The organism is Sphingomonas sp. PP-CE-1G-424 (genome assembly GCF_004341085.1).
In the GTDB taxonomy this organism is placed as follows: Bacteria; Pseudomonadota; Alphaproteobacteria; order Sphingomonadales; family Sphingomonadaceae; genus Sphingomonas.
In genome coordinates, this window is the sequence record NZ_SLXW01000001.1 from 995,967 (window position 1) to 1,008,061 (window position 12,095).

At 66.2% G+C, this 12,095-nt stretch carries 15 protein-coding genes and 1 tRNA gene; 12 read left to right on the top strand and 4 right to left on the bottom strand.

From position 1 onward, the window contains the following. The first annotated feature begins 75 nt into the window (after positions 1-75). The 7 genes from C8J43_RS04570 to C8J43_RS04600 all read left to right on the top strand — a co-directional run bounded on the left by C8J43_RS04570 (position 76) and on the right by C8J43_RS04600 (position 4,873). Positions 76-255 carry an aa3-type cytochrome c oxidase subunit IV gene (locus C8J43_RS04570; protein ID WP_347812495.1) on the top strand — a complete coding sequence of 60 codons (180 nt, stop codon included), beginning with the start codon at positions 76-78 and terminating at the stop codon, positions 253-255. 4 nt (positions 256-259) lie between these two features. After that, on the top strand, positions 260-1,381 hold the full coding sequence (locus tag C8J43_RS04575; protein ID WP_133029872.1) for an NAD(P) transhydrogenase subunit alpha: 1,122 nt from the start codon (positions 260-262) through the stop codon (positions 1,379-1,381). Between the two features lie 104 nt (positions 1,382-1,485). Beyond that, entirely contained in the window at positions 1,486-1,830 is a 345-nt protein-coding gene (locus tag C8J43_RS04580; protein ID WP_243645424.1) for an endonuclease domain-containing protein, read from the top strand. Next, positions 1,831-2,148, top strand: coding sequence for an NAD(P) transhydrogenase subunit alpha (locus tag C8J43_RS04585; RefSeq protein WP_056487475.1), 318 nt, complete (start codon positions 1,831-1,833; stop codon positions 2,146-2,148). Positions 2,149-2,175: 27 nt separating this feature from the next. Further along, positions 2,176-3,681: an NAD(P)(+) transhydrogenase (Re/Si-specific) subunit beta gene (locus tag C8J43_RS04590; RefSeq protein ID WP_133029874.1), complete on the top strand. Its 1,506-nt coding sequence runs from the start codon at positions 2,176-2,178 to the stop codon at positions 3,679-3,681. Positions 3,682-3,786: 105 nt separating this feature from the next. Further along, on the top strand, positions 3,787-4,734 hold the full coding sequence (locus tag C8J43_RS21800) for a MarR family winged helix-turn-helix transcriptional regulator (protein ID WP_165899544.1): 948 nt from the start codon (positions 3,787-3,789) through the stop codon (positions 4,732-4,734). 63 nt (positions 4,735-4,797) lie between these two features. Then, positions 4,798-4,873 (top strand) — tRNA-Val (locus C8J43_RS04600). A gap of 69 nt (positions 4,874-4,942) precedes the next feature. Here the strand turns inward: C8J43_RS04600 and C8J43_RS04605 are convergent. The 3 genes from C8J43_RS04605 to C8J43_RS04615 form a co-directional block, all read right to left on the bottom strand. Further along, positions 4,943-5,122, bottom strand: a complete 180-nt coding sequence (locus tag C8J43_RS04605) for a hypothetical protein (RefSeq protein ID WP_133029875.1) — start codon at positions 5,120-5,122, stop codon at positions 4,943-4,945. A gap of 68 nt (positions 5,123-5,190) precedes the next feature. Next, entirely contained in the window at positions 5,191-5,439 is a 249-nt protein-coding gene (locus C8J43_RS04610; protein ID WP_207893318.1) for a hypothetical protein, read from the bottom strand. A gap of 549 nt (positions 5,440-5,988) precedes the next feature. Further along, positions 5,989-6,549, bottom strand: a complete 561-nt coding sequence (locus C8J43_RS04615; protein WP_133029877.1) for a helix-turn-helix transcriptional regulator — start codon at positions 6,547-6,549, stop codon at positions 5,989-5,991. A gap of 99 nt (positions 6,550-6,648) precedes the next feature. Between C8J43_RS04615 and C8J43_RS04620 the strand changes: the two genes are divergently transcribed. The 3 genes from C8J43_RS04620 to C8J43_RS04630 all read left to right on the top strand — a co-directional run bounded on the left by C8J43_RS04620 (position 6,649) and on the right by C8J43_RS04630 (position 8,730). After that, complete coding sequence (locus tag C8J43_RS04620) at positions 6,649-7,113, top strand: DUF6456 domain-containing protein (protein ID WP_133029878.1); 465 nt, start codon at positions 6,649-6,651, stop codon at positions 7,111-7,113. 39 nt (positions 7,114-7,152) lie between these two features. Further along, on the top strand, positions 7,153-8,091 hold the full coding sequence (gene dapF, locus C8J43_RS04625; RefSeq protein ID WP_133029879.1) for a diaminopimelate epimerase: 939 nt from the start codon (positions 7,153-7,155) through the stop codon (positions 8,089-8,091). A gap of 84 nt (positions 8,092-8,175) precedes the next feature. Beyond that, positions 8,176-8,730 (top strand): fasciclin domain-containing protein, encoded by a 555-nt coding sequence (locus C8J43_RS04630; protein WP_133029880.1) that lies wholly within the window; start codon positions 8,176-8,178, stop codon positions 8,728-8,730. Between the two features lie 225 nt (positions 8,731-8,955). Here the strand turns inward: C8J43_RS04630 and C8J43_RS04635 are convergent, their stop codons facing one another. Continuing rightward, entirely contained in the window at positions 8,956-10,221 is a 1,266-nt protein-coding gene (locus C8J43_RS04635) for a nucleoside transporter C-terminal domain-containing protein (RefSeq protein WP_133029881.1), read from the bottom strand. Positions 10,222-10,366: 145 nt separating this feature from the next. On the opposite strand from C8J43_RS04635, the gene C8J43_RS04640 reads away from it, so the two are divergent. Both C8J43_RS04640 and argB read left to right on the top strand, forming a co-directional pair. Continuing rightward, the gene (locus C8J43_RS04640; RefSeq protein ID WP_133029882.1) at positions 10,367-11,014 is read left to right on the top strand and encodes a queuosine precursor transporter; all 648 of its coding nucleotides are present in this window, start codon (positions 10,367-10,369) and stop codon (positions 11,012-11,014) included. Between the two features lie 125 nt (positions 11,015-11,139). After that, the gene (gene argB, locus C8J43_RS04645) at positions 11,140-12,057 is read left to right on the top strand and encodes an acetylglutamate kinase (protein ID WP_060526005.1); all 918 of its coding nucleotides are present in this window, start codon (positions 11,140-11,142) and stop codon (positions 12,055-12,057) included. The last annotated feature ends 38 nt before the right edge of the window (positions 12,058-12,095 follow it).

Sequence of the window (12,095 nt, forward strand, 5' to 3'; positions counted from 1 at the left end):
CCGGCACGTGCAATAGCGCAGCCGGGTAAAGAGCGACTTAAAAGCACTGCGCGGCCGGGCTTGGCGATAGCAGTCGTGCAGGTTAAGGTCGCGCTCATAGAGGATGACACTCACAGGATTGGGGCACGAACCATGGCCGGCAACGGGGACATGAAGGCGCATGCGGCGACCTATTCGAGCGTGACGGGGATGATGAAATGGGGCGCGGTCGGATGCGCGCTGGTCGTCGCGCTCGTCATCTGGCTGATCCACTAAGCCCATGAAGATCGCCGTCCTGAAAGAACAAGCGGACGGCGAGCGGCGGGTTTCCGCGACGCCGGAAACGGTCAAGAAGTTCATCGCGCTGGGCGCGACGCTGGCGGTCGAGACGGGGGCGGGCGAGGCGGCGTCGATCGCCGATACCGCGTACGCCGATGCGGGCGCATCGGTCGGCGATCGTGCGGCGACGCTGGCGGGTGCGGAGATCGTGCTCGGGGTGCAGGGACCTGATCCTGCAACGCTGGACGGGGTCGCCCCGGGGGTGTGGATCGTCGCGAGCCTCAATCCCTTTGCAGAGCGCGCCCGCGTCGACGCCTATGCCGCGGCGGGCTACGAGGCGCTGGCGATGGAGTTCATGCCGCGGATCACGCGCGCGCAGTCGATGGATATCCTGTCGTCGCAGTCGAACCTGTCGGGCTACAAGGCGGTGCTCGATGCCGCCGCCGAATATGACCGCGCGTTTCCGATGATGATGACCGCGGCGGGGACGATTTCCGCGGCGAAGGCGTTCGTGATGGGCGTCGGCGTCGCCGGACTCCAGGCAATCGCGACCGCACGGCGGCTCGGCGCTCAGGTGTCGGCAACCGACGTGCGCGCGGCAACTCGCGAGCAGATCCAGTCGCTGGGTGCGAAGCCGATCTTCGTCGAGAATGTTGCCGGGATCGAGGGCGAGGGAACGGGCGGGTATGCCGGCGAGATGTCGCCCGAATATCAGGCTGCGCAGGCCGAGCTCGTCTCGGGGCATATCGCCAAGCAGGACATCGTCATCACCACCGCGCTGATCCCGGGACGCGCCGCACCGCGTCTGATCTCGGCGGCGCAGGTCGCAAGCATGAAGCCGGGCTCGGTGATCGTCGATCTTGCGGTCGAGCAGGGTGGCAACGTCGAGGGCTCGGTCGCAGGCGAAGTCGTTGTCGTGAACGGCGTCAAGATCGTCGGCCACCGCAACGTACCGTCGCGTCTCGCCGCCGACGCCAGCGCGTTGTTCAGCCGCAACCTCTACAATTTCCTCAACGCCTTCTGGGACAAGGAGGCTGGGCGACCCGTGCTCGACGCCGAGATCGGCGATGCGATCCGGCTGACGCAAGGCGGCAAGATCGTGACCCCAAGGCTGCTGGCATGATAATCCTCCCCGGCACGGGGAGGGGGACCGGCGCAGCCGGTGGAGGGGGCGTCCCGCACACGCTACGCTCGGAAGTGTCGCTAGCGCGCAAATTGCGGCGCGAAATGAGCCTCCCGGAAGTGCTTCTATGGGAGCACCTCCGGGGGAAGAAAACCGGCGTCAAGTTCCGCCACCAGCATCCCATCGGTCCATACGTCTGCGACTTCTACTGCGCCGCCGCCAGGCTCGCGGTCGAAGTAGATGGCGAGTTCCACGGACGCGGCGACCGTCCCCAACGCGACGCCGATCGCGATCAATTTTTCGAACAGAATGGCCACCGGGTGCTGCGAGTGGCAGCAGGCGACGTGCTGAGGGATATCGAGGCCGTGGTGACGATGATCGTATCGTCCGCGGCCCGCCCCCTCCACCAGCCTGCGGCCGGTCCCCCTCCCCGTGCCGGGGAGGACTAAATGGACTTTATCGCGATCCTGTCGATCTTCGTGCTGGCATGTTTCGTCGGGTATTTCGTCGTCTGGGCGGTGACGCCTGCGTTGCACACGCCGTTGATGGCGGTGACCAATGCGATCTCCTCGGTCATCATCGTCGGCGCGCTGATCGCCGCAGCGGCGGCCGGCATCGGCGCCGGATCGGGCGTCGCCAAGGCGCTCGGGCTGCTCGCGGTCGTGCTGGCGAGCATCAATATCTTCGGCGGTTTCGCGGTCACCGCGCGGATGCTGGCGATGTACAAGAAAAAGGAACGGCCGGTCGCGCCTGCCACGAGCAAGTGAGCGATACGGACGTGAGGGGAACGCGCGATGCATGAACTGACGGTCAGCCCCTGGGCATCGCTCGCCTATCTGGTCGCGGGGGTGTGTTTCATCCTCGCGCTGCGCGGGCTGTCGAGCCCGGCGTCGAGCCAGCGCGGCAACCGCTTCGGCATCATCGGCATGACGATCGCGGTCGTGACGACGCTGGTGACGCATGTGCCGATGCGGATGAACGGCTGCCCGCTCGGTATCGGTCGTTGTGCAATTCTGGACCGTCCCGTGGTGGATTTGATAACAGTCGTCGAAATCCTCGCCGCCATCGGCGTGGGCGCCGTCATCGGCCTCGTCACCGCACGACGGATCGCGATGACCGCGATGCCGCAGCTCGTGGCCGCCTTCCATTCGCTCGTCGGTCTCGCCGCGGTGCTGGTCGGCGTCGCCGCGTACCTCAACCCGCAAGCGTTCGGCATCTCCGACCTCGTCATTCCGCTGATCGGCCAGCCGTTCGCGGTCATCCATCCGGTCAGCCGGATCGAACTCGGGCTAGGCGTCGCGATCGGTGCAATCACCTTCTCCGGCTCGGTCATCGCGTTCCTCAAGCTCAACGGCAACATGGGCGGCAAGCCGATCATGCTGCCCGGCCGCCACGTCATCAACCTCGCGCTACTCGCTGCCATCCTCGGCCTGATCGCCTACTTCGTCACCGACCAGGCACCGTGGATCTTCTGGACGGTCGTGATCCTGAGCTTCGTCATCGGCTTCCTGCTGATCGTGCCGATCGGGGGCGCCGACATGCCGGTGGTGGTCAGCATGCTGAACAGTTATTCGGGCTGGGCGGCGGCGGCGATGGGCTTCACGCTCCACAACAGCGCGATGATCATCACCGGCGCGCTGGTCGGCAGTTCGGGCGCGATCCTCAGCTACATCATGTGCCGCGCGATGAACCGCAGCTTCATCAGCGTGATCGCCGGCGGTTTCGGTACGAGCGATGCAGGCGCGGGAAGTGGCGGCTCAGCCGTCGATCGGCCGTGGAAGCGCGGTTCGGCGGAGGACGCGGCGTTCCTGATAAGCCAGGCCGAACAGGTCATCATCGTCCCCGGCTACGGCATGGCCGTAGCCCAAGCGCAGCACGTCCTGCGCGAGATGGGCGACAAGCTGAAGGCCGAGGGCGTCCGCGTGAAATACGCGATCCACCCCGTCGCGGGGCGCATGCCGGGGCACATGAACGTGCTGCTGGCCGAAGCAAACGTGCCTTATGACGACGTGTTCGAGCTCGAGGACATCAACAGCGAGTTCGCACAGACCGACGTCGCGTTCGTGATCGGCGCGAACGACGTGACCAACCCTGCCGCCAAGACCGACAAGTCCTCGCCGATCTACGGCATGCCCGTGCTCGACGTCGAGAAGGCCAAGACGGTATTGTTCATCAAGCGCTCGATGGGCGGCGTCGGCTATGCAGGCGTCGATAACGAGCTGTTCTACCGCGACAATACGATGATGCTGCTCGCCGATGCCAAGAAGATGGTCGAAGATATCGTCAAGGCGCTCGACTAGGTCGAACGCGACCTTGCTGGGCAGGCGTGAAAGTCCAACGAAACTCGACCCAGTTCGCGTGTAGCTTTGAGGATGATCGAGGTTAGTCTTTGCGATACAGCGGAGATGATCATGATCCTACCGGGCGGAGATCCTGCCGACACGCGTTACGATACCGGGATCGCCGCGGTCCTTGTCGCGAGTGCGGACGCGCCCGACCGGTTCGCCGCCGCACTCGCCGCGATGGAGGGGCGCGTGGTCGGCAGGATCGACTGGCAGGCGCCGTTCGGCCTGCACGCCACACCGCAGGTCGTCGTGGTCGAGACCGCGGGGGTGGACGTCACGGTCCTCGCCGAACACCTGCCGCGGATCGTCGAACGCGCCGCGGTGCTGGAGGCGGGGCTGGTGGTCGCGATGGGGAGCGACCAGATCGACGCGGTCGCGGCGGCGACGCTCGGCGGCGGGACGATCCTGCTGGTCGATCCGAACGTGGCGGACTGCGTCGCGGCGATCGTCGTCGCCGCCGAGCGCGTGCGCAGTCCCGCGGGCGTATTCGATGTCGGGCGCGAGACCGATGGGACGCGGCTGGAACGGCTTAACACCGAGGTGGCACGGATAGCAGAGGCGCTGGCACGACTGACGCGCGCGGAGATCGAGGGCGATGCCTCCACAGCGCCGATCGTCGGCGATCGGACGAACCGCTACGGCGCGCCACCGTCGCTGGCCGAGCCGAGCGCCGCCGATGTCCGGCGGGCGATCCGGGCGCGGCGGCTGCGCGATCAGTTCTTCGGCACCGCATTGTTCGAGGATCCGGGCTGGGACATGCTGCTCGATCTCTACGCCGCCGAACTGGAGCGGGGACGCGTATCGGTCTCCAGCTTGTGCATCGCCGCCGCGGTCGCGCCGACCACCGCGTTGCGCTGGATCGCGCGGATGACCGACACCGGGCTGTTCGAACGCCGCCCCGACCTGCACGACCGGCGGCGCGCGTTCATGGTGCTGTCGGACCGCGCGAGCGAGGCGATGCGCGGGTATATCCTGGCCACCAGAGGCGCCGACCTGCGGATTCCGTGACGGTCCGCGCCCTTTTAGCTTGCCCCCGCCGCCCGGCTTTGGCATCGGACATTCACCCGAGAGGGGCGATTAGCTCAGTTGGTAGAGCGTCTCGTTTACACCGAGAATGTCGGCGGTTCGAGCCCGTCATCGCCCACCATCCTTTTCCTTTGACCATGCTGCGCTGTCAGTGCCGGCATGGGCCGGCAACACGAACTCCGGCGAATTTTTACCGTTGGTCGCGGTCGGCCGGGCCTCGATCCTCTTCGTGCGGACGCCGGGCCAAAGCGAGTTTGCCGTCTCGAAGGGTCGGGACGCTTACGTTCAACGCGGCGAACGCCGCCAACGCGATCATCCGCAACGAGATCACCTTCACGACTAAGGTGGCGGCGCGCGCGGTGCCGGGCAACGCGATGGGATATCGATACCTACTTGGTCACCGAGCTTCGGTGCGACGTCGAGCGGGTCTCGCGCGCACTACAGTATCAGTTCCTGACCTGCTTCTCCGAACGTTTGCAGAATATAGTCGGGGACCGGCATTCCGGCAGCGTCGTCCATTTCTGCGGCGCTTGAACCGTTGCCGATAGCGACCTCATACCATCGATCGGCCAGCTCCTCTGCATCTGCCCGAGTCATCGGCTCGCGGGTTTGCTCCAGTATCATGTCGTTGAGAATGTCTGCGGCGTCTGTCATCGGGCTCTCGTCGTCGGGGTCGTCGATAGCCAAACGCCTGAAAAACGATATCGGCGTCCACCCGAGCATTTGTAATCACCAGTAACGCTCAGCGGCGAGCGTAGCGGAGCTGGTCGCCGCGCCAACGCAGGGACCGGCCTTCGCCACAATCGAGAGGATCGCGGTCAGCTGACGGCTGCCGATCGGCGCTAGCCGAAACGATACTCCCGATCCTGTCAGGCGTGCAGGTCGTGGCGATATGCCGCAACTTATCGATCGGTGGACGCCTGGAACAGTGTCGTGTCTGATCTGGTCGAGGTGGGGCCGGCGCTTCGGCCATTCATCGGAGGGCGGAGCGGAGCGCGGTCTTTGCCCCGCGACGCTGTCTGCGAGGAACCTTACGACCCCTTCGCGTTCCCCCAGACGCAGGCGGACCAATGCGACGCCGGTGCGGGCGAGCGCTAAATCCCGCTTATTGCGGCAGGCCGTTCTGGCAAGGGAGGCAGCCGATCGCACAAGAGGCAACCAGAAGCACTGAATCGCCATTTCTAAGAAGGCGAGGCTGTTCCTCGGGCCCGCGTGCAGGGCCATCGCCCACCGCCCTCAAAGATCGCGGATCAGTCGCACTGCGACTGCGAGCCAGCCGGGATCTTCGATCTTCAGGGATTGCGAACCGGTATTCGGCGGTAACAGCGTCACCGCGCCACCGACGGCGACCAGTCTGCCGAACGCGAACCGGCCTGCGGGTTGCGGGACGAGGACGTCGCGATTGAGCGCCGTTGCGAAATCGGCGGGGGCCAGCATCGCGCACCAGATCACGTCACCGGTGCGATAGTCGCCGACCCCGCCCGCGACGGTGATCGCGATCTGGCCCGGCGCGACCTGAGGCGGTGGTACCGTCGTGGTGCGACGCGGTGCGTGGGCGCCGCGGTCGTCCAGGATCGCGGCAACGGGCGGGTCGGTACGGTCCGGCAAGGTCACGAGATCGCTCGCCTCGACGCCCAGCGCCGCGGCGATCCGGTTGAGCCAGCCGATCGAGACGGTGCGCGTGCCGGTCTCCAGCCGCCCGATAGTCTGCGCCGTGGTCGGTGGATCGCAACGCCTGGAGACGTCCTCCAGCGTCAGCCCCTTGGCGCGCCGGACTTCGCGGATGGCGGTGATCATTGCAATGCGATCATCGAACGACTCCAAACCAGATGGGTTATTCTTCTGTCCTACAACCATGCAGATATGGCAACCGCCAAGCGCAACGGGAGATGGCGGATGCGCGAACTGGTAGAGCGGACGGTCGATTCGGAGGGTGTTCCACAGCAGACCGGCACGCGTCGCGGCCGTACCGTCACCGTGAACCTCGCGGAGTCGCCGCTCGGGTGGCTGCGGTCGCGCGCGCTGATCGACGCGAGGCAGTTCGAGGCGGGGGAGCGGTTGCGCGCGGACTACGAACGCGCGTCGATTGCGCCCAGCGTGACGATGCGCTGGGCGGAGCGCGTCGATGGGGGAGGCCATGATGGGCTCGATCCGACGTCGGCGCAGATCGCGGCGAAGCGTCGGTTCGACGAAGCGCTGGCGGCTGCGGGGCCGGGGCTGGCGGATATTCTTTGGCGGGTGGTTTGCGCGGGGGAGGGGCTGCCGGTGGCCGAGAAGGCGTTGCAATGGCCGGCGCGCGCGGGGCGGGTCGTGCTGACGCTCGCGCTCGATCGGTTGGCCGCGCATTACGGGATCGGTTAGGCGCTCGCATTGGTGCGCGGGTGGCACTAAGTGTCGAGCATGCGCTTCGACCTCATCAAATGCCACGGTTCCGGTAACGACTTTCCGCTGATCGACGCGCGTGCGTCGACGCTCGGCGATGCGGCTTGGGCTGCCGTCTCGCGTGCGCTGGCGGATCGCAACGGGCCGGTTGGTGGTGACGGGCTCTTGCTGCTGACCGGCGGCGACGCGACCCATGCGTTCGGCATGCGGATGTTCAATTCGGATGGCAGCGAGTCTGAGACGTGCCTCAACGGCCTGCGCTGCGTCGCGCGCGCGGGGTTCGCGGCCACGGGTGCCGAGACTGCTATGGCGCTGCTGAAGACGAGCAACGCGGCCGTTCAGCGCGATGCGGATATTGCCGAGGGCGTGTTCACCGTTCGCGAGATCGCCGGCCCCGCATCTCTGGATGCCACGGCGTGGCCAATCCATGTCGGGACCGATCGCATCGTCGATACGCCGATCGCGCCCTTGCCCACGGACCGCGCCTTCACGGCGGTGGCGATGCCCAACCCCCATCTCGTGACGTTCGTGGATGCCATCGACGAGGCCGAGCTCGTCCGCGTCGGCGAGGCGTGCGAGGCCGCGCCCGACTGGCTGCCCAATCGCGCGAACGTCAGTTTCGTCGAGGTCCGTGGCCACGACCTGTTCGTGCGGACGTTCGAGCGCGGCGTCGGCCTGACCGACAGTTGTGGCAGCGCGATGGCGGCCTCGACCTATGCCGCGTGCCTGACCGGGCGGATCGCGTACGACACGCCAACCACTGTCTTCAACAAGGGCGGTCTGGTCCGTGCCGAGGCGAGCGAGGCGGCGATGGTGACGCTGTCGGGCAATGCGACGTTCGAGTGGACCGGCACGATCGAGGTCGATCTCGACACTGCAACCGCGAGCGACCTGGTCGTCACGCGGCGTCACGACGATGAGATCGCGGCCTGGGCGGGACTTCTCGCGACGATCTGAACGCCGGCTGCGTCCGCGCTCGCGGCGCGCGCGTATCTCCCCGCAGTGGCGCCGCACACCGGCTCCGCACGCAGGAGAGAAGCCATGAACCACTTCATTCGTACCGCGATCGTCGCGGCCGCCGTTGCCGTCAGCGGCAGCGCCATCGTCGCAGCGCAGACCAACCCGATGGTCGGCGGCGCCGCGATGTATCCGACCAAGACGATCGTCGAGAACGCGGTCAATTCGAAGGATCACACGACGCTGGTCGCCGCGGTCAAGGCCGCCGGCCTGGTCGAGACGCTGTCGGGCCCGGGTCCGTTCACCGTGTTCGCGCCGACCAACGCGGCGTTCAAGAAGCTGCCGGCCGGCACCGTCGACACGCTGCTCAAGCCCGAGAACAAGGCGCAGCTCGCCAGCGTCCTGACCTATCACGTCGTCCCCGGCACGATCACCGCCGCCGACATCGCCGCCAAGGCGAAGGCCAATGGCGGCACCGCGACCTACACGACGGTGCAGGGCGAGCCGCTGATGTTCAAGAAGGTCGGCACCGGCTGGGGCATCATGGACGGCAAGGGCCACAAGGGCCGCATCACGATCGCCAACGTCATGCAGTCGAACGGCGTGATCCACGTCGTCGACACGGTGATGCTGCCGTAATCGGCGATGCCGAGAGATAGCTGCCTCGCGTTCCCCTGCGAGGCGGTTCTGTCGGGCCCGTTGCCGAGAGGTGACGGGCCCGATTGCGTTTGGGCGCCGTCGCCCCAGTCCCGTCATCTCACCCCCTCCGTCATCCTGACGAAAGTCAGGACCCAGAGCCACGAAGGGCAGCGCTTGTTACCCTGGGTCCTGACTTTCGTCAGGATGACGCCGAAAGGGGAAGGTTCAGCCGATCAACAGGCCCGCAAGCGCGGCCGACATCAGGTTCGCCAGACTCCCCGCCGCCAGCGCCCGCAGACCGAGCTTGGCGATCATCGGCCGCTGGTTCGGCGCGAGGCTACCGGTCACCGCCATCTGGATCGCGATCGACGAGAAGTTGGCGAACCCACACAGCGAGAAGGTGATGACCGCGATCGTCCGCGGGCTCAGCCCCTGCTGCGTGCCGAGTGAGATGTAGGCGACGAACTCGTTCAGCACGATCTTCTGCCCGAACAGTCCGCCGGCGATTCCCGCCTCGCTCCACGGCACGTTGAGCAGGAACATGATCGGCGCGAAGACATAGCCGAGCAGCCCCTGAAAGCTCAGCCCCGGCAGCCCGATCATGTTGCCGAGCCCGCCGAGCAGGCCGTTCGCCAGCGCCACCAGCGCGACAAACGCCAGCACCATCGCACCGACCGCAACCGCCAGCCGCACGCCGGTCTGCGCGCCCTGCGCCGCCGCCATAATCAAATTGGCAGGCTTCTCTTCGTCATGCGTGGCCTGCGGCATCGGTTCGCCCGCGGACGATTCACCGGGCAGGTCGCCGAGCGCGAGTTCGCCTTCGGGTGGCATCACGCGGTCGGGCATGATGATCTTCGCCATCAGGATTCCGCCCGGCGCCGCCATGAAGCTCGCCGCGAGCAGGTAATCGATCCGGATCCCCATCGACGCGTACGCCGCGAGGATCGTGCCCGCGACGCCGGCCATGCCGCTGGTCATCACGGTGAACAGCTGCGCCGGGGTGAGGCCTGCGAGATACGGCCGGATCACCAGCGGCGATTCGCTCTGGCCGACGAAGATGTTCGCCGCCGCACACAGCGATTCGACCTTCGAGACGCCGATGACCCTCTCGATGCCGCCGCCGACCCAGCGCACCACCAGCTGCATGATGCCGAGATAATAGAGGATCGAGACGAGGCTAGCGAAGAAGATGATCACCGGCAGCGCGGCGATCGCAAAGCTCTGGCCGCCGATCTCGGGCGTCGCCATCTTGCCGAACAGGAATTCGGTGCCCTTCTGCGAATAGCCGAGCAGGTTGGCGACGCCGCCAGACATCTCGCCGAGCACGACCTTGCCGAAGCTTGAATACAGCACGAGCACCGCGATCCCAGCCTGCAACGCGAACGCGGCGCCGACGATACGCAAGCGGATCGCACGGCGGTCGCTCGACAACAGCACGGCAATGCCCAGGATGACGGCGATGCCCGCCAAACCGATGAAGAGTCTTTCCATGGACGCCCTGCGTTTTCTTGCGATGACACGCGCCGCCCCCCGGCGGCACAAGTGACCGACATGACACGCGAGCGGCGCGCTCGCCAGTTATTTGAAGCGCGCTAGTCATTTGACGGCGCGCGCGTTTTCGCTAGCGTCCCCGGCGATGGATAAGCCTATTCCCGCGTTTCCGCGTTCGCTCTTCGTTTTTTCGGTCCTGTACGGCGGCATGGTGTGCATCGCCGGCGTGTTGGGGGTGAAGCAGGTCGCGCTCGGCCCGCTCGCGGTCGAGGCAGGGATCTTCGGGTTCCTGCTGCTCGTAGTGCTGAGCAGCGCGATCGCCGAGCTGCACGGCCAGAAGACTGCGACGTTCCTGGTGCGTCTCGGCTTTATCCCGCTGCTGGTGTCGGCCGCGCTGATTCACCTGGTGCTCGCCCTGCCACACGATCCGGGGATGTACCCGCCCGCGGTCGACGCGTTTCCGATCGTCGTCGGGCAAAGCTCGCGGATGATGATCGCGGGGCTGATCTCGTACGGGATCTCGCAGACGCTCAACGTGCTGATCTTCTCGAAGCTGTCGGGACAGGTCGGCAGCGGCGAGGGCAAGCTGGTGTGGCTGCGCGGCATGATCGCGAGCATCATCTCGCAGATCATCGACACGATCCTGTTCATCACCATCTCGTTCCTCGGCGAACGGCCGATCGTCGCGCTGATGGAGGGGCAGATGCTGACCAAGGTCATACTGTCGATCGTGCTGGTGCCGTTCATGATCACCTTCTTCGTGAAATTGGGACGGCGGTTGGACCGGGCATAATGTTAGATTTTTCCGTTCGTGCCGAGTAGAGACCGAGCCTGTCGAGGGCTCGTATCGAGGTACAGGTCTCTCGATACGCCATCTCGACGAGTGCTCGATGGCTACTCGAGACGAACGGAAGTCAGTTGACCGATCACACGCCCGATCCCGCCCTGCTCGCCAAGGCGGAAACGCTCACCGAGGCGCTGCCGTATCTGCAGCGCTATGCCGGCAAGACGTTCGTCGTGAAATACGGCGGCCACGCGATGGGCGACCCGGAATTGCAGCGCGATTTCGCCGAGGACATGGTGCTGCTCAAGGCAGTCGGCATCAACCCGGTGGTGGTCCACGGTGGCGGGCCACAGATCGGCGCGATGCTCAAGCGTCTGGGCGTCGAATCGCGATTCGTCGACGGCTTGCGCGTCACCGATGCGGAGACCGCACAGATCGCCGAGATGGTCCTGGCAGGCTCGATCAACAAGGAAATCGTCGGCTGGATCGGCCAGGCGGGCGGCCGCGCGGTCGGAATCTCGGGCAAGGACGCCGGCCTCGTCCTCGCGCAGAAAGTCGGCCACGGCCGCGAGCCCGACAAGCTTCAGGGGATCGAGCGCCACGTCGACCTGGGCTTCGTCGGCGAACCGATCGCGGTCGACCGGACGATCCTCGACACGCTGATCGCCGCCGACATCATCCCGGTGATCGCACCGATCGGCATCGGCGCCGACGGCCACACGTACAACATCAACGCCGACACGATGGCGGGCGCGATCGCCGCCGCGATGGGCGCGGCGCGCTTCTTCCTGCTGACCGATATCGTCGGCGTGCTCGACAAGCAGGGCGAACTGCTCACCGACCTCGACCCTGCGCGCATCGCCGAACTGCGCGCCGACGGCACGGTGACCGGCGGCATGATCCCGAAGCTCGACACCTGCGTCGCAGCGGTCGAATCGGGTGTCGACGCCGCAGTCATCATCGACGGCCGCGTGCCCCACGCGATGCTGCTGGAGATCTTCACCAAGCAGGGTGCAGGCACGCTGGTCAGCGCCAACGGACGCTCACGGTAGGAGGTCGCCCCCCACGCCCGTCATCCTGACGAAAGTCA